General features: G+C 67.5%; 15 protein-coding genes. All 15 read right to left on the bottom strand.

Features of this window, described 5'->3' with window-relative positions; genetic code table 11:
• Positions 1-10: 10 nt before the first annotated feature.
• Entirely contained in the window at positions 11-1843 is a 1833-nt protein-coding gene (locus PMI14_RS32555) for an ATP-binding protein (RefSeq protein WP_007861930.1), read from the bottom strand.
• Between the two features lie 48 nt (positions 1844-1891).
• A complete protein-coding gene (locus PMI14_RS32550; RefSeq protein WP_007861927.1) occupies positions 1892-2596 on the bottom strand; it encodes a PspA/IM30 family protein in 705 nt (234 codons plus the stop codon).
• A gap of 16 nt (positions 2597-2612) precedes the next feature.
• Positions 2613-3467, bottom strand: coding sequence for a hypothetical protein (locus PMI14_RS32545; RefSeq protein ID WP_007861925.1), 855 nt, complete (start codon positions 3465-3467; stop codon positions 2613-2615).
• 8 nt (positions 3468-3475) lie between these two features.
• Positions 3476-4366: a hypothetical protein gene (locus tag PMI14_RS32540; protein WP_007861923.1), complete on the bottom strand. Its 891-nt coding sequence runs from the start codon at positions 4364-4366 to the stop codon at positions 3476-3478.
• Positions 4363-5199 carry an ABC transporter ATP-binding protein gene (locus PMI14_RS32535; RefSeq protein WP_007861921.1) on the bottom strand — a complete coding sequence of 279 codons (837 nt, stop codon included), beginning with the start codon at positions 5197-5199 and terminating at the stop codon, positions 4363-4365. The genes PMI14_RS32540 and PMI14_RS32535 overlap by 4 nt, the downstream gene beginning before the upstream one ends.
• Positions 5200-5233: 34 nt before the next feature.
• A complete protein-coding gene (locus PMI14_RS32530) occupies positions 5234-6037 on the bottom strand; it encodes an ABC transporter permease (RefSeq protein WP_007861919.1) in 804 nt (267 codons plus the stop codon).
• A 10-nt stretch (positions 6038-6047) separates the two neighbouring features.
• Positions 6048-7763, bottom strand: a complete 1716-nt coding sequence (locus PMI14_RS32525; RefSeq protein ID WP_007861917.1) for a phosphate ABC transporter substrate-binding/OmpA family protein — start codon at positions 7761-7763, stop codon at positions 6048-6050.
• Positions 7764-7776: 13 nt separating this feature from the next.
• Entirely contained in the window at positions 7777-8472 is a 696-nt protein-coding gene (locus tag PMI14_RS32520; protein ID WP_007861915.1) for a hypothetical protein, read from the bottom strand.
• Between the two features lie 242 nt (positions 8473-8714).
• Positions 8715-10202, bottom strand: coding sequence for a nucleobase:cation symporter-2 family protein (locus PMI14_RS32515; RefSeq protein WP_007861913.1), 1488 nt, complete (start codon positions 10200-10202; stop codon positions 8715-8717).
• Positions 10203-10382: 180 nt separating this feature from the next.
• Positions 10383-11150 (bottom strand): GntR family transcriptional regulator, encoded by a 768-nt coding sequence (locus PMI14_RS32510; protein ID WP_007861911.1) that lies wholly within the window; start codon positions 11148-11150, stop codon positions 10383-10385.
• Positions 11151-11196: 46 nt separating this feature from the next.
• A complete protein-coding gene (locus PMI14_RS32505; protein WP_007861909.1) occupies positions 11197-11973 on the bottom strand; it encodes an aspartate/glutamate racemase family protein in 777 nt (258 codons plus the stop codon).
• A 30-nt stretch (positions 11974-12003) separates the two neighbouring features.
• Positions 12004-13494 carry an NCS1 family nucleobase:cation symporter-1 gene (locus tag PMI14_RS32500; RefSeq protein WP_007861907.1) on the bottom strand — a complete coding sequence of 497 codons (1491 nt, stop codon included), beginning with the start codon at positions 13492-13494 and terminating at the stop codon, positions 12004-12006.
• 219 nt (positions 13495-13713) lie between these two features.
• On the bottom strand, positions 13714-14406 hold the full coding sequence (locus PMI14_RS32495) for a GntR family transcriptional regulator (protein ID WP_007861905.1): 693 nt from the start codon (positions 14404-14406) through the stop codon (positions 13714-13716).
• 19 nt (positions 14407-14425) lie between these two features.
• Complete coding sequence (locus PMI14_RS32490; protein WP_007861903.1) at positions 14426-16267, bottom strand: methyl-accepting chemotaxis protein; 1842 nt, start codon at positions 16265-16267, stop codon at positions 14426-14428.
• Between the two features lie 171 nt (positions 16268-16438).
• Positions 16439-16841: transporter substrate-binding domain-containing protein (locus PMI14_RS32485; RefSeq protein WP_007861901.1), on the bottom strand; the 403-nt coding region annotated here is incomplete at its 5' end.

Genomic DNA, 16841 nt, shown 5'->3' with positions numbered 1-16841 from the left:
GGCCTGGCCTTCACAGGCGCAACTGGCTGCGCACGCGCTTCATCTCGGCATGCAGTTCGTCGGTGGTGCGGTGCTTGAACTTCTCGGGCAGCAGGCTGCGGCGCGAGGCCTCGGAGATGGCCAAGAGCTCCATGTACTCGATCATCAGCGTGTCGCGCGTGGGCATGTAGTCCACTGCGGCCTGCAAGAACACCTCGCGCGTGAGCCGGCCATCACCGCGCTCGGCCAGGTCGATGGACAGCAGGGTCAGCGCCTCCAGCTCGGCGTTGGAGAACTCCGTGTCTTCCAGCGCCGCCTCCATCCAGCCTTCGCCGATGCCATCGTCGTCATCCTGCGGCACCGGCTCCTCGACTGCCTTGCCAAAGCGCTTGAGGATCACGCGCACGATGTTCGCGCGCTCCGCCCCGTTCTCGGGGAAGAACAGCGGAATCTTGGTGTCGAAGCGGCCGGGCCGCTTCATGTCGGCATCGAGCTTGTCGGGCCGGTTGGTCATCATGATGAACAGCACCTGGCCGCGGTTGTCGGTGTCCGACATGAACTCCTTGAGCCGCGCCGTGACGCGCGACGACGTGCCGCCGTCCTCGTCGCCTTCGCCGCCCAGGCTGCGGTCGCCCTCGTCGATGATCAGCGCGATCGGCCCCATGGCCTTGACCATGGCCAGCACCTTCTCCAGGTTGCTTTCGGTCGCGCCCACCCACTTGGAGCGGATGTTCTTGAGCATCACCGCCGGTATCCCGGCCTCGCGCACGAAGGCCTTGGTCACGAAGGTCTTGCCCGAGCCCATGGGCCCCACCACCAGGATGCCCATGGGGATGCGCGCCACGTTGCCCGAGCGCACGGCGGCGGCAATGGCGGCCAGCTCGGCCTTGACCATGGTCATGCCACCCACGCCCTCCAGGCCCATCTTGGGCTCGACGAACTCGATCAGGCCAAAGCACTCCTGCGTCACCAGCTCGCGCTTGCGCGTGCGCAGCAGCGCCGCGATCTCCTCGAAGGCATTGCCCTTGGCCGGTGCCTTGCTGCCCGGCTGCAGCAGGTGGCGGATCTGCTCGTTGGTCTGGCCGCTGGTGAGCTTGGTCAGCTGCTTGGCGCGTGCCTCGGCGTCCTCGGTGCCCGCAATCAGCTCGCGGATCAGCGCCTCGCGCTCGGCATCGTTGGGCGCGGGTGCCTTGCTGTCGTTGCCCAGCAGCCCGAACAGCTGCACCAGGCGCAGGCCCGAGGCCTGCTGCGCCAGCCGCGTGACCTGGCCCGCATCGAGCGAGGCATCGGCCATGCGGATAGTGGTCTCGCGCTCAGCCTGGCCGGGCATGGGGATCTCGACGGTGGCGATGCGCGGGTTCGACAGGATCTGCGCGTTCAGCTCGGTCAGCGATTCGACCAGCAAAAACACCACGTTGTCGCTGTCGCCGATCTGCGGGTCCAGCGACCAGCGGTGCAGCTTGGCGATCGCCTGGCGGTCCTGCATGGTCATCATCGACGGGTCGCCCGCCGGGAACAGCGAGCCCGCGTAGTGGATCACTACGGCCGTGCCGCTCTCGTGCGTCAGTGCCTGCTCGATGCCGTCGAGCGGCTCGGCCTCGGCATCGAAGGCCCGGCCCGCCAGGGCCTGCGTGCCCGAGGCGATGCTGTGCGAGAGCACGCGCTTCTTCTTGCCCTCCAGCAGCGAGCGGAACAGGTACTGCTCCAGCTCCACGAACTTGCCATCCAGCAGGATGCGGTCGTAGATGTTGCGGTACAGCACAAAGACCGAGGCATCGCCGCCCAGGTAGCGCCGGCGCACCGTGTCGACCCAGGCAGGCGTGGCAGGCGTCGCGGTCGTTGCGGAAGGGGAGGGTGTGCTCACGGGATTCCTCGGGCGGTGGCAGGCGTGCTGCTCTGGTGGTCTTTGGGCTTACATCTGCTTGGCGCCAGCACCTTGCGCGCGGGCGGCCTTGAGCTGGGCCAGCTGCGCTTCGGCCGTGGCGCGCGAGGCGCCCTTTTGCAGGCCCTTCATGCGCACGTCCAGGTCGGCGCCGCGCAGCTCGTCACCCAGGTTGGCTTCGGAGATCACGTTGGCGATGTGGCCGCGCACATTGTCCAGCGCGCGGATCTCGGCATCCACCGACAGGCCTTCGAGCTGGCTGTGGATCTGGATCTTGGCCTTGGCGCCGGCCAGCTTGGCCAGGTTGCGGTCGCGCTCGTCCTCCACGCGCTTGATCTCGCTCTTCATCTCCAGCAGCGCGTCCTTGATCTTCTCGGCCTCGGCCATGGCCGTCTCGGCCTCGGCCGTGAGCTCGGTCACCGACTGGTCGTTGTCATTCTTCATCTGCAGGATGCTCACCGCCAGGTCGTCCTGGTTGGTGTCCATGGCCTGTTGCAGGTTGGCTTCGAGCTGGGCTTGCTTCTGCTTGGCGTTGTGCAGGCGCGTGGTCACGTCGTCGCGCTGGCGGATGATGGCGCCCGCCGCCTTCTTCAGGCGGTCGTAGTTGGCCTTCATGCTGTTGATCGAGTTCTCGTACGCGATCTCGGGGTTGTTCTTTTCGATGCCCGAGACGAACAGCGAGAGGAAGCCGGTGAACAGGTTGCTCAGGCGGCCGAGGAAGTTGGAAGAAGCCATGGTGCAGGTTCCTTGCTTAGCTGTTGTTGACGTTGTCGAAGAAGGTGCGGTGGTCTTGGGCGAAGGCGACGAAGCCCTGCTCCACCTGGGCCAGCATGGCGGCATGCTGGGCGGGGGGGATGTACGCAAAGGCGGCATTCACCCCCTGGGTGGCCCACTCGAAATGGTCGGCCTCCACGGCGCCGCCCTCGCCCGAGTGGATGCCCACCCAGGACAGGGCCTTGTGCTGGGTGCCACCGATGTCCACCTCGGTGTGGAACAGGCGCTCGGCCAAGCCGCCGCCAGCCTCGCGCAGCGTGGCGCCGATCACGGTGAACTCGCGGTCGGCCAGCAGCTCGCTGCCCAGGTGGTAGCCCATGGCGTGGAAGATGGCCTCCAGTGTGTCTTCCTGCCCGCCGCCGTAGCCGCGCAGCACGCCCTGGTTCAGCAGCTTGAGCCAGGCGGGCTCGGCCGCCAGCGCGTTCACCGTGGCCATGTCGGCGCCCGGCAGCGTGGTCTGCACAATGCCCTTGAGGAAGGCCTGCGCCAGGTTGCGGTGCGGGTCGCGGGCGCGCGTGGAGTGGTCGTCGAACTCGTCGCGCGCCGCATCGAAGATGTAGCTGGCCACCAGCACATTGCGGTCGGCCGCGGGCAAAAAGGGCTCGGCCGGGTCGGTGAACAGGTGGCGCGCGCAGCCGATCTTGCCCGCGAGCGAGGCCACGCTGCAGCCGAAGTAGCCGTTCCAGGCGATGTAGCGCGCGAAAAAGCGCACCAGCCTGCCCGGCTCGTCGGAAACGATGGCGGCCTTGAGCGCAGCCTCCATCAGGCGCGTGTACTCGTCGAAATCGACGAGGGTCTGCAGGTGCGATTTCTGTACCGTGTTGGTCGTCATGGAGGGGCTCATTTCATGGCTTGCGCTACGGGGCGCGGAGCGGGGGATGCGCTGGCTTTCGCTGCAGCGGGGCTCGGAACGTGGACGCCAATGGTGTCCAGCTCCTCGCTGATGTCGGCTTCCAGGTTCTCTTCGATGGCCAGGCGGTCCACGCTCTCGCGCAGCCGGGCCGAGGCATCGCTGGCCATGGGCATCGAGACGGCCTGCTGGAACACCTCTTCGATGATGTCCGGCATGGACACCATGGCCGCCTCGATGGCGAACATGCGGCTGCTCAGGCGGCTGCTGCTCTCCAGCAGGCGCTGGTAGTCCTTCTTCGCCTGCAGCAGCTGGCGGCGCTCGCGCTCGTCGGTGGTGGCGGCCAGTTGGTCCTCCACGCTGCGCAGGCGGTCGGCAATCTCCCGCTTGCTCAGCTGGCTCTGGCGCTCGTTGGCGCTCACGATGGCCAGCCAGCGCGCCAGGTAGTCGCGCGTCACGTCCTTGAGGCGGTCGATGTCCTCCACGCTCAGCGCGCAGGTGCGGGCCTTGACCATGCGCTCCAGTGCGTCGATGCGGTCCAGCGTCTGCAGGTACACGCGCATGCGCTTGGAGCTGGGGTCGCACTCATTGCGGTCGCCCAGTTCCTTGAGCAGGCTGTCCACCTGCGCCTGGTAGCGCAGCGTGGCGTACTTGCGGCGCACCGCGTAGCGGAAGGTGGACATCCCCGGCACGTACAGCAGGGCCAGCCCCTCCACGGCCGCATAGGCCGTGCCCACGAAGATGAAGCCCGGCAGCCCGTAGGGAAAGGAGGCCAGCACCGCCAGCGCCGCCGCGCCCAGCGAGGCCGTGACGTTCCACTTGCCGGTCAGGAACTCCTGGATATAGGGGGGCTCTTCCCGTTCGCCCGGGGCGAATTTCATACGCTCAGCGTGATCTGGCCATGGCCCTTCGCGTCGCGCAGCGACGTGAGGATGCGGTCCTGCATGCGCAGGGTCTCGGTCGAGCGCGCCCAGGCCTCCGAGCGCGGGTGCTCGGCATGGATCACGAAGTCATCGGCGATCTTCGCGGGCTGGGGCGAGAGCACGATCACCCGGTCGCCCAGTGCCAGGGCCTCGCTCACGTCGTGCGTGACGAACACCACCAGGCAGGGGTTGGCCTTGCACAGTGACAGCAGCAGGCGCTGCATCTCCTCGCGCGTCTGCGGGTCGAGCGCGCCGAAGGGCTCGTCCATCAGCAAAATGCGCGGGCGCAGCACCAGGGCGCGCGCAAGCGCCACGCGCTGGTTCTGCCCGCCCGAGAGCTGCGCCGGGCGCATGGCCTTCTTGTCGGCCAGGCCCACGGCGGCGAGGATGGTGTCCACGCGCTCCTTGATCTCGGCCTGGCTGATGCGCCCCTTCCAGAGCTTGAGCGTGAACGGAAAGGCCACGTTGTCCCACACCGTCAGGTCGGGGCGGTTGGCGTACTGCTGGAACACGGTCACGGCGTCGTCGTGCTGGTCCAGGCACTCCTTGCCATCGATCGCTACCCGGCCGATGGTCGGCGTCTTCACGTTGAACGGGCGCACCCCGCCCATCATGCGCATCAGCGTGGACTTGCCGCAGCCCGAGGGGCCCAGCAGCATGTTGATGCTCGGGTTCTCCAGGTGCAGGTCGATGCCGTCGATCACGCGCAGCACGCCCCGGCCGTTGGCGGCAGGGTACTCCTGCACGATGCCGGTCATCTGGATGGAAATGCTCACAGTGCTCGATGTCATGCTTGGCTTGTGGTTGTCGGGGTTCTCAGGGCGTTCACACCGTGCTTTCCCACGGGAACATCTTGCGTTTGGCCCAGGTCATCACGCGGTGCGTGATCAGCGCCAGCGCGATGATGGTGATGATGCCCGCGAACACCTGGTCCATGGCCGAGAAGCGGCGCGCGTTCTGGATCAGCTGGCCCAGACCCTCCTTGGCGTTCACGTACTCGGCCACGGTGATGTAGGTCCACATCACCGAGATGGCGATGATGATGCCGTCCACGATGCGCGGCATGGCCATGGGGATCACCGCGCGGCGGATGCACTCCCACGGCGTGGCGCCCAGGTCGCGCGCGCTGATCCAGTACGACTGCGGCACCGAGCGGATCGCATCGCGCACCAGGGGGATCAGGTAGACCACCGCACCCGAGAACAGGAAGACGATCTTCATCTCCTCGCCAATGCCGAACCACATCACCATGATGGGCAGCAGCGCCACGATGGGCGCCGAGCGAAACGGGTCGATCAGCGGCGACAGCGTGGCGTTGATGCGCGGCGAGGCCCCCATCAGGATGCCGATGGGCAGGCCGATCAGGATCACCAGGATGCCGGCCACCACCAGCCGCCCGCCGGACCACAGCACCGAGGTCAGCAGCAGGCTCTCCTGGCGCACCGGGTCCCAGGCCAGGCGCGAGAAAGCCATGGCCACCTCCCACGGTGCAGGCAGCCGGTTCGAGTTGACCAGGCCCGAGGCGCTTACCAGCGCCCAGGCCACCAGCACCACCACCACGGCGCCCACGCCCAGCATGCGCTGGGTCTGGGGCGAGATCGGATGGCTGGGGTTCCAGAATTGCGCCATCGCCGGCCCCTCAGCGTGCCAGCACGGCGATGCGGGTGGCGCGGTTCATCTGGCGGCAGGTATCCAGGTCCACCTCCAGCGCGCCGGGGTTGCCTTCATTGCAGATCGGGTTGTTCGATCCATTGCCCACCACCTTGAAGCGCGCGGCCGGAATCTCCCACTGCGTGACCACGTACTTGGTCACCGCATCGGCACGCGCCTTGGACAGGCGCTGGTTGGCCTGCGCGCTGCCGGTCGAGTCGGTGTTGCCCGAGATCTCGAAGTACGCCGAGCCATTGCTGTTGATGAACGGCACCACCTGGGTGTCGATCACCTCCTGCGCCTTCTTGGTCAGCTCGGCCTGGCCCACGGGGAAGTTCACGCTCACCGGCTTGGTCAGCGCGGCGGGGCGGGCTTCGGCCTTTTGCATGCCTGCCGTGTCGAAGGTGAACTCGGGCTTGGCGGCGGCAGCGCGCGCGGCCTGGTTGTCCTTGAGCAGGGCGTTGATGAAGCGGTAGTCGAACGAGTTCTGCGGCGAGACCACGGGCGAGTTCGGGTTGGCCAGCGAGCCGGCGGCGCGGTAGATCGCGTCGAACTCGCGGTACACGCGCTCATAGTGGTTGGTGTCGCCCGCCAGGCCCAGGATGCGGGCGTTGTCGTCCAGCCCCGTCCACACCAGGTTGGAGAACAGGCTCGAGATGAAGGGCATGCCTTCCTTCTTGGCCAGCTGGTCGAAGAAGGGCTCGGTGCGCACCAGCGCCTCGGCGGCGCCTGCGGGGTTGGCGCGGGCGGCGGTCACGCCATCCATCCAGCCCTTGACGAAGCCCTGGAAGGCCGGCTGGTTGGCCGGGTCCTGCAGCAGCTTCTGGTTGCAGACCATCACATCGTAGATCAGGTTGGTGGCCACCTTGGTGGAGTACACCACGCGCGCGCCGGGGGTGGCCTTGACGGCCAGCGACAGGTCCGGGTCCCACAGCACGGCCGCGTCCACGCTGCCTGCGGCAAACGCCGCGCGCACGCCGGGCGTGCCCTCGTCGGCGTTGATGTAGACCACGCGGTCGAGCACGTTGGCCTTTTGCTTGGCGCTCAGGCTGGAGTTGTTGATGGCGTTGATGAACAGGCCGTGCGAGGGTGTGTACTTGAGCAGCGCCACCTTCTTGCCCACCAGGTCCTCGATGCGCTTGATATCCGGGTCGCGCGCGATCACCGCGTCGGCGCCCTGGGTGTTGTCCACGATCATGATGGCGCGGCCATCGAGCTTGGTGTTGATCAGGTTGGGCTGCTCCTGCGCCCAGAAGTCCGAGGTGCGCCACGCGCACTGCGCCGTGTTGCTCTCAAAGATGGTCGTCAGCGTGGGGATGTCGTCCTGGATGATGAACTCCACGTTCACCCCCGCCTTCTGGAAGATCGAGCCCGGCTGCGTCTTCAGGCTGTTGCCATTGGCCACCAGGGCCGGCGCATAGCCGTGAAAGCTCACGATGCTGACCTTGAGCGGGTTGCCGGGCGAGCCCAGCGCGCCGCCCTTGGGCGCGGCCACCGCAGGCGATGCCGCAGGCGCATTGCCGCTGCTGCCGGTCGCCACGGCAGGCGCCGACCCGCTGCTTTGGTTGGCAACCTCGTGCGAGGCCTCCGTCTTGCCCAGCTTGTCCTGCACCCACATCTTGCCGCCCATGTTCCACAGAACGGAACCGGCAGCCCCCACGACGATGACCGCGATCAGCGCCTTGCCCAGACCAGTCAGTTGCATTGCTCTACTCCTGTTATTTTTGAATCGGTGAACCACCGGCGAACGTGATGACGACCTGGCCGAGGCGGTTCATTTCCGCATCCAGCCGGGCCGACTCCCTGTCCCCCGCCTCCTGGTTCGTTCTGGCGGCCGCACGCACGTCGGCCGTCTGCTGCGCGGCACGTGCCACGCCGCGGTCCAGCAGCGCCGTCAGCTCGGCAATCTGCTTGCGCACCTGGGCGCTCTTGTCCTGCTCCTCGGCCTGGATGGCCGCGATCTCCCGGTCCGCATTTTGCAGCGCGGAAGCCACTTGCTGGGCGATTTTCTGCTTGGCGACGGCCAACGCCTTCACCTTGCGTTGCGCGTCCAGCACGGAATCTTCCACCGTCCAGCTCTCATCGGCCTCGTCCATGGCGCGCACGGCCTGCTTGCGCACTTCCATGGGCATGCTTTCCAGCCCCGCCATCAGCTTGAGCAGCTTCTCGGCGGTATAGGCCACCACGGGCACGTTGGCCTCGCGGTACAGGTCGGCGAAGTCCTTTTGTTCCGCCACCACGCTTTGCTCGGGCGCGAGCACGGGCTGTGGCCCTGCGGCGGGCGCAGGCGAGGGTTCCGGCTCCGGCTCGGGTTCCGAATAGGCCTCTGGCGGTGGGTCGTCCTGGGTCTGCTCTTCCGGGTCGAGTGTCACGAGTCCGGTGGCCGCCAACATCTTGCTGAATTTCGTGCGCATGGGATTCCTTGCAACGGAGCAATCAATGTAGCGTACTGCACGGTACGTTAGCTTGCACCGGTGCAAGTTGCGCACACCAGGGGCGCCTGGGGGCCGTGCGGTAGAGGAGAAACGGCCCCCGCGGGAGGTACGCGCTTTTCCATCGGTGCCGCATGGACTTTTTTTTGCGCCAGCGTCCCTCCCACGCAAAAAAGCCCCCGGCGGTCAGCCGGGGGCCTGTTGGATATGAGCGGGCCGGGTGATCAGTGGGCTTCGGCCTGGCGGGCTGCGTTCACCGCCGCGCTGGTGTCCTTGCTGGCACCGTTGAAGAACACATTCAGCGCCACCGCCGTGATCGAGGCCAGCAGGATGCCCGACTCGATCAGCGGGTGGATGGCATGCGGCATCCACTGGCGGAAGCTCGGGGCGATCAGCGGGATCATGCCCACGCCGATGGAGACCGCCACGATCATGCCGTTGAAGCGGTTGTTGCGGAAATCCACCCCGCCCAGGATGCGGATGCCCGTGGCCGCCACCATGCCGAACATCACCAGCCCCGCGCCTCCCAGCACCATGGTGGGCAGCGACTCCACCAGCGCCGCCATCTTGGGCAGCACGCCCAGCACGATCAGGATCACACCGCCGGCCACGCAGACAAAGCGGCTCTTCACGCCCGTCACCGCTACCAGGCCCACGTTCTGCGAGAAGCTGGTGTACGGAAAGGTGTTGAAAATGCCGCCCAGCAGCGTGCCCAGGCCGTCGGTGCGCAGGCCGCGGGTCAGGTCGTCCTGCTCGATCTTGCGGTCCGTCATGTCCCCGAGGGCCAGGAACATGCCGGTCGACTCGATCATCACCACGATCATCACCAGCGTCATCGTCAAGATCAGGATGGGGTCGAACACCGGCAGTGCGATCTCGAACGGCAGCACCAGGTCGAACCAGTCGGCCTTGCCCACCTTGTCGAACGTCATCAGCCCCATGGCCGCCGCCACCACGCCGCCGATCACAATGCCCAGCAGCACCGAGATGTTGGCGATGAAGCCCTTGGCGAACTTGGCGATCAGGAGGATGGACACCAGCACCAGGGCCGAGATGCCCACGCCCGTCAGGTCCGCATAGCGTGGGTTGGGCACCGTGGGCACCACCGCAAAGCCCTTGGGCACGGGTGGCAGCGAGGAGCCCGGCGCGCCGGCGGCCGATTGTGCCTCGGTCAGCCACTTGATGTGGTCGGGGTTCACCACGTTGGGCGCCGTGGGGCCCACCGGGTTGCCGAAGATCCAGTTGATGCCCACGCGCATCAGGCTGATGCCGATGACCGCAATGATGGTGCCCGTGACCACCGGCGGAAAGAAGCGCAGCATGCGGCTCACCATGGGCGCGATCAGGATCGATATCACCCCCGCCCCGATCACCGAGCCGAATATCAGCCCCGCCCCCGCCGTGCCGCTGGTGCTCTGCGCCATGGACACCATGGGCGCCACCGAGGCGAACGTCACCCCCATCATCACCGGCAGCTGGATGCCGAACCAGCGCGTGGCCCCCAGTGCCTGGACCAGCGTGACCAGACCGCAGACGAACAAATCGGCCGAGATCAGCTTGGCCACCTGGTCGGGCGTGAGGTTCAGCGCCCGGCCCACGATCAGCGGCACCGCCACGGCCCCCGCATACATCACAAGCACATGCTGCAAGCCCAGAGCCCCCAGGCGCGCTATGGGCAGTTGTTCATCCACGGGGTGCACGGACGCTGACATGGGAGAGCTCCTTCGGGGTAGGTGGGTCGCGTTGTTGGGTTCTAAGGACGGCATCCATCTTCCGTGTACAGCCATCCATACAAAAAGTGTATACACAACATGGCGACAACCTTATCCCGGTAAACCCTAGGGAGCGTTTTGGAAGGAGGGGGCGCGCAGTCGGCGGCTGCGCGCGGAAGGTCAGGCCAGCAAGGCCTTGACCAGGTCGAGCTGCCGATCCGGCCGCCCCGTATCCAGCGCCAGGTTGGCCTCGATGCGCTGCAGGTGCTCCGTCATGCTCGCCACGGCTGCGGCCACGTCGCCGGTCTTGCACAGCGCCAGGAAGTCCGCATGCTCCTCCGACGAGCAGTGCGGGTCGTTCGACGAGTCGTACAGCATGGCGATCAGCGAGCTGCGCGCCACCAGGTCGCGCACCAGCTGGGCCAGGGTCTGGTTGCCGGCCGCCTCGGCCAGCACCACGTGGAAGTCGCCCAGCAGTTTTTCACGCACCCGGCCCGTGGTCGTGCTCTCGCGCAGCGCTGCCCGCTCGAAGCGGATGTGCTGCTCCAGCATCTGGTAGTCGGCCGGCGTGGCGCTGGCGATGAACAGGCGCACCACCTCGGCCTCCAGCACGCGGCGCACGCTGAACACCTCGCGCGCCTCCTGCACGCTGGGCCGGCTCACGAAGGCGCCCTTGTCGGGGATGATCTCGATCAGCTTGTCCTTGGACAGCATCACCAGCGCCGCGCGGATCTTGGTGCGGCTCACGGTGTAGACGCGGCCCAGCGCCTCCTCGCGCAGCCAGGTGCCCGGTGGCAGGCGCTTTTCGACGATGGCCGTGGCCAGGTCCTGGGCAATGCTTTCGGTGGAGGCCAGGCGCCCGTCGGCCGCTGCCGCCTCGGGGGCGGTCTCGGCGTCAGGCACCAGGTTGGCGGGAAGGGCTTGGGGGCTCGTGCGGGCGCGGGGCATGGGTTCCGATTGTGGCCGGATTCGTGCCGGCCCCCTGTTTGACGCTTCAGGCCGCGCGGGATATGCGCGCCGGCGGCACCACTGCCACGGGCGGCAGCGCAAAGCCGGCCAGTGCCCCTGCCATGGCCTTGGGCAGCGGCCGCGCCAGCTCGCCATGCTTGCTGGTAGAGAGGCCCAGCAGCACCAGCGATTCGACCATCGACGTGGCGGCCGCCACCCCGTCGATCACCGGCACGCCCAGGGCTTGCGAAATGTGCTCGCACAGGTCCGCCATGCCCGCGCAGCCCAGCACCAGGGTGTCGCAGCCGTCCTCGGCCAGGGCGCGGCGGCACTCGTCGGTGATGCGCTCGCGCGCGTTCGATCCGGGCACCTCCAGCTCCAGCACCGGCAGCTCGCAGGCGCGCACGTTGGCGCAAAAGCGCTGCATGCCGTAGATCTCGGCCAGGTGCCAGGCCTGGCCCATGGTGCGGCCCAGCGTGGTCACCACCGAAAAGCGTGCCCCCACCATGCTGGCCATGTGCATGGCCGCCTCGGCAATGCCCACCACCGGGCCGCGCGCCAGCTCGCGCGCGGGTTTCAGGCCCGGGTCGCCAAAGCAGGCGATCACATAGCCGTCCACCCCGTCGCGCTCGCCGGCCGCAATCTCCTGCAGCAGGCCGGGCACGGCCAGCGCCTCGTCGTAGTGGCTCTCGATGGAGGCCGGGCCCATGGCGGGGCTCACCGCCACCACCTCGGTGCCCGGCCGCGCCACGGCGCGCGCGCAGGCCCCGATCTTTTCGGTCATGCTCCAGGTGGTGTTGGGGTTGATGATCTTGATGCGCACGGCTTCAGCTCTCTCTTTCTTGTATTCAGTTCAGTTCTTGCGGTTCAGCACCAGGTAGATGACGAAGCCCAGCCCCATGCCGATGAACCAGGCGTAGTTGGCGGCCGGCCGCAGGGTGGGCACGATGACGCACAGGATGGGGATCAGCGCTGAGGGCACCATGGTCCACACGGCGCGCGGGTTGTAGCCCTTGCTGTACCAGTAGGCGCCGTGCTTGCTCATGGTGTAGAGCGCATCCACATCCACCTGCTGGCGGCGCACGATGTAGTAGTCGGCGATGAGGATGCCGAACAGCGGCCCGATGAACGAGCCCAGCACGTCCAGCGTGTAGTGGATCACCTCGGGGTTGGCATACAGGTTCCAGGGCGTGATGAAGATCGAGCCCACGGCAGCGATCATGCCGCCCGTGCGCCAACTGATGTGCTGCGGTGCCACGTTGGAAAAGTCGAACGCCGGCGACACGAAGTTGGCCACGATGTTGATGCCCACCGTGGCGATCATGAAGGTCAGCGCGCCCAGCACCACGGCCGTGGTGCTGTCGATCTTGCTCACGGTGTGCACCGGGTCGGTGATCAGCTCGCCGAACACCGGCAGCGTGGCCGCCGTGGTCACCACCGTCAGCAGCGAGAAGAACACGAAGTTCACCGGCAGGCCCCAGAAGTTGCCTTTCTTCACCGCGTCGAAGCTCTTGCCGTAGCGCGAGAAGTCGCCAAAGTTCAGCATGGGCCCGCTGAAATAGCTCACCACCAGCGCAATCGCCGACAGCATCACCGGCAGTGCATCCCAGCCCTGGAACTTGACGCCGCCCAGGTTCAGGTCGATGTTCTTCCAGCCCGCCTTCCACACCAGCCAGCCGCACAGCACGGCCATCACCACGTACACGGCAGGACCGGCCCAGTCGATGAACTTGCGGATCGCCTCCATGCCGTGCCAGAACACCAGCGCCTGCAGCACCCACATCACCATGAACGCCACCCAGCCCAGCGTGGACAGGCCGGCAAAGCCATGCTGCGCCACATCGGCATACGGCGCCAGATTCGGAAAGAAGTGCAGCGCCAGCAGCAAGAAGGCGCCCGACGCCAGGTAGGTCTGGATGCCGTACCAGGCCACCGCGATCAGCCCGCGGATGATGGCCGGGATATTGGCCCCCAGCACCCCGAACGACGCCCGGCAGATCACCGGGTAGGGCGTGCCCGTCACCTGGCTGGGCTTGGCCACCAGGTTGCAGAAGAACTGCACGATCACGATGCCCACCAGCAGCGCCACCAGCACCTGCCAGCTCGACAGGCCTAAAGCGAACAGGCTGCCCGCCGTGATGTAGCCGCCCACGCTGTGCACGTCGGACATCCAGAACGCAAAGATGTTGTATTGGCCCCAGGTCTGGCGCTTCAGGGGCGCCAGGTCCTCATTGGTCAGGCGCGGGTCGTAGCCCGGCTTGATCAGGGCATTGCCATGGTGCGGCCCGGCGGGCGCTGTGCCTCCGGCCAACGGGGTGGTACTGCTGCTGACGGCTGTGTTCACGGGTGTCTCCTCGTGTGGAAAAGGACGGGTTCCGGGCATCTGCGGCTCGGTTGAAAGTTGCACCCTATATTTGTATACAAAAAATGGATGCAATAAAACACCGCTCGAACGGGAAATGACTGGGGTTTACCCGGGGTGCCTGCGGCACGCGCAAAACAAAGCCGCCCGGGCCTTGGCGGCCGGGGCGGCAATGAGAGAAGGGGAAAAGGGGAGGGCGGCTCAGCCGTCCGTGCCAGAGCGGGTGCCCGCCAGCGGGCTCAGCGAATCGCGCAGCCGGTCGCGCACCAGCGGCTGGCCTGGGTTCAGCGCCGCCTCCACATGGCCGATGTGGGCTAGCAGGCGCTCGCGTGCCAGGGCGGTGTCGCCGGCTTCCAGCGCCTCGACGATGGACTCGTGCTCGGCGCACGACTGGCTGGCCTCGTGCCGCGACTGGTAGAGCGAGGCCGCCAGCGTGGTGCGCGCCGTCAGGTCGCGCAATATGTCGCTCAGGCTGCGGTGGCCCATGCTCTCGGCCAGGCACACGTGAAAGTCCGCCAGCAGAAAGGCGCGCGTGGCTGCATCCGCCCCCTCGATGGCCTGCTGCTCCTCGGCAATGTGGGCGCGCAGCCGCGGCGTCACCGACTGCAGCGGCCGCCCGGCATCGGCCAATATGCCAGACTCGATGATGCGCCGGGCCGAGAACGCGTCGCGTGCATCCTCCACCGTGGGCTCCACCACATACCAGCCCTTGCGCGGGCGCACCTCCACAAAACCGCGTGCCTGCAGCTGCATCAGCGCCTCGCGCACCAGGGTGCGGCTCACGCCGAACAGGTCGGCCAGCTCCTGCTCGCCCAGGCGCTCGCCGGGCGCAAGCTTCTGGGCCAGGATGGATTCCACCACCTGCTGTGCGATCTGGGTCTGGCTGATGCTCATGGGGAGGATTATTGCGGGGTCAGCGGCGTGGGGCGGGCAGGCCCAGCCGGTTGGACGCGGGGGAGGCTTCGAGGGTGAAGCCCGCCACCGTGCGTGACAGGTGGTGGGCCTGGTCGTTGAGCACCGCCGATGCGGCGGTGGATTCCTCGACCAAGGCTGCATTTTGCTGTGTCGCGCGGTCCATCTCCGCCACGGCCTGGTTGATCTGGCCGATGCCGGCGCTCTGCTCGGTCATGGAGCCGTTGATTTCGCCCACGATCTGCGCCACGCGCTGGATGCTGTGCACGATCTCGTCCATGGTCTGGCCGGCCGCGCGCACGCGCTGCGTGCCCGTGGCCACGCTGGCGCCCGAGGTGTTGATCAGCGCACGCACCTCCTGCGCCGCCGTGGCGCTGCGGTGCGCCAGGCTGCGCACCTCGCTGGCCACCACGGCAAAGCCCCGGCCGTTCTCGCCCGCGCGCGCGGCCTCCACCGCGGCGTTCAGCGCCAGAATGTTGGTCTGGAAGGCGATGGAGTCGATCACCCCGATGATCTCGCCGATGCGGGCCGATGCGCTGGAGATCTCGTCCATGGTGCTCACCGCGCTGGCCACTACCTCGCCACCGCGCGTTGCCGATGCGCTGGCCGCGCGCGCCAGTTGCGCCGCCTGGGCGGCCGATTCGGCCGACTGCTGCACCGTGGCCGTGAGCTGCGACAGCGAGGCCGACGTCTCCTGCAGGTTGCTGGCCGAGGTCTCCGTGCGGTGCGACAGGTCGTGGTTGCCGGCCTTGATCTCGTCGGTGGCCGTCTTCATCGACTCCACGCCCTGGCGCACCTCCTGCAGCACCGCGCCGATCTTGTCCACGAAGGCGTTGAACGACGAGGCGATCTGCGCCACCTCGTCGCGCCCGGTCACGGGCAGGCGGTGGGTCAGGTCGCCGCCGCCAGAGCCGATCTCGTCCATCGCATCGCGCACCTGCGACAGGCGGCGGAACGACTGCGCCGTCAGCAGCGCGCAGGCACCGGCCGCCACCAGCGCCAGCAGCACCGTGGCAATGGCCGATGCGCGCAGCACACTGGCCAGGCCCGCCGTGGCCTCGGCCTTGTCCAGCGCCACCACCAGGTACCAATCCGTGCCCGGCACGGGCAGGGCGCGCAGCAGCTTGGCCGCGCCAGAGAGTTCCACCTCCAGCGCATGGGTGGCTCCGGGCAGCGCCGCCACCACCGCCGGGGTGAGCGCGGGCGACAGCTCCGACGCGGGCTTGAGCATGCGCTGGGCATCGGGGTGGGCCAGCACCAGCCCGTCCTTGTCGATCACCAGGCCCAGGCTGCTGGGTGTGGGGTGCACGGCCGCCACCACCTCCTGCACGCCCTTGAGCGGCACGGCGCCGCTCACCGCGCCCTGCGCCGCCCCGTCGCGCAAGATGGGCGCCGCGAACGACACGAAGGGCTCGCCCGTGGAGGCGTCGCCATAGGGCTTGGTCACCACCAGCTTGCCCGCTGCCACCGCGCTCTGGTACCAGGGGCGTGCCGTGGGGTCGTAGGTGGGCGGCGTGGTGGCGCTGCTCGACACCCAGCGCTTGTCCTGCCAGCCCGCCGTGGTCACGGGGAAGCCGTTGGCCTTGTTCATGTGCAGCACGATGCCGCGCGGGTCGCCCGGCTCCACCGCCGCGGCCGTGGCCTGCACGGCCATGGCCTTGCCGGACACCCATTTCTCGATGGCCAGCGCGTTGCCCGAGGCAATGGCCGCCAGGTTGTCCTCGATGGTCTGCAGCGTGGCCGAACGCACGATCGAGTAGGTGGCCGCCCCCGTCAATGCCAGGGCGGCGGTGACCGCAACGGTGGTGATGAGCAGGATGCGGGTGCGAAGTGAGGTGATCATGGGGAGTGCACCTGGCGGTAGATGGAGGCTTGCCTTGGTTCAGGCCGGGTGAGAAAAAGAGGGGCTTCTACGGATTTGGATTCAACCGGATGGCCAGGCGGGGAGCCGCAGACAGTGCTGTCGCACGGCAAGGCGACCCAACGACGCCATACGGTTGAAGGCAAATCCGTTTCAGCCCTTGCCTTCGCGGAACATGTCGGGGGACAGGCTGTGCTTGAACCACTGCATGGCGTTGACCATCAGCGCCTGCGACGACCGGGCCTGCACCAGAAAGGCGTCCACCCGGGCCAGCAGGCGCGGCTCGCGCTTGCGCACCCCTATGTGGCAGGGGCTTTGCCGCAGCACGGCCAGGCGGCGCACGCGCTCGCGCATGGCGGTGTCGGGGATTGACTCGGCCACCACATTGCCAGCCGCAAACGCGTCGATGCTGTGGCGCACATAGGCCTCGAGCAGCGGCGCCGAGCTGTCGAACAGCACGGCCGTGGCCTGCGGCACCTGGGCCTTGAGCTCGGCCTCCTCCAGGCTGCCGCGCACCACGCCCACGCGCCGGCCCTTGAGAGCAGCGGCGGCAGCC

It is taken from the genome of Acidovorax sp. CF316, assembly GCF_000276605.1.
Classification (GTDB): Bacteria; Pseudomonadota; Gammaproteobacteria; order Burkholderiales; family Burkholderiaceae_C; genus Acidovorax.
Note: the sequence above shows the minus strand (reverse complement) of the source record. Positions and strands in the feature narration are given on the sequence as shown.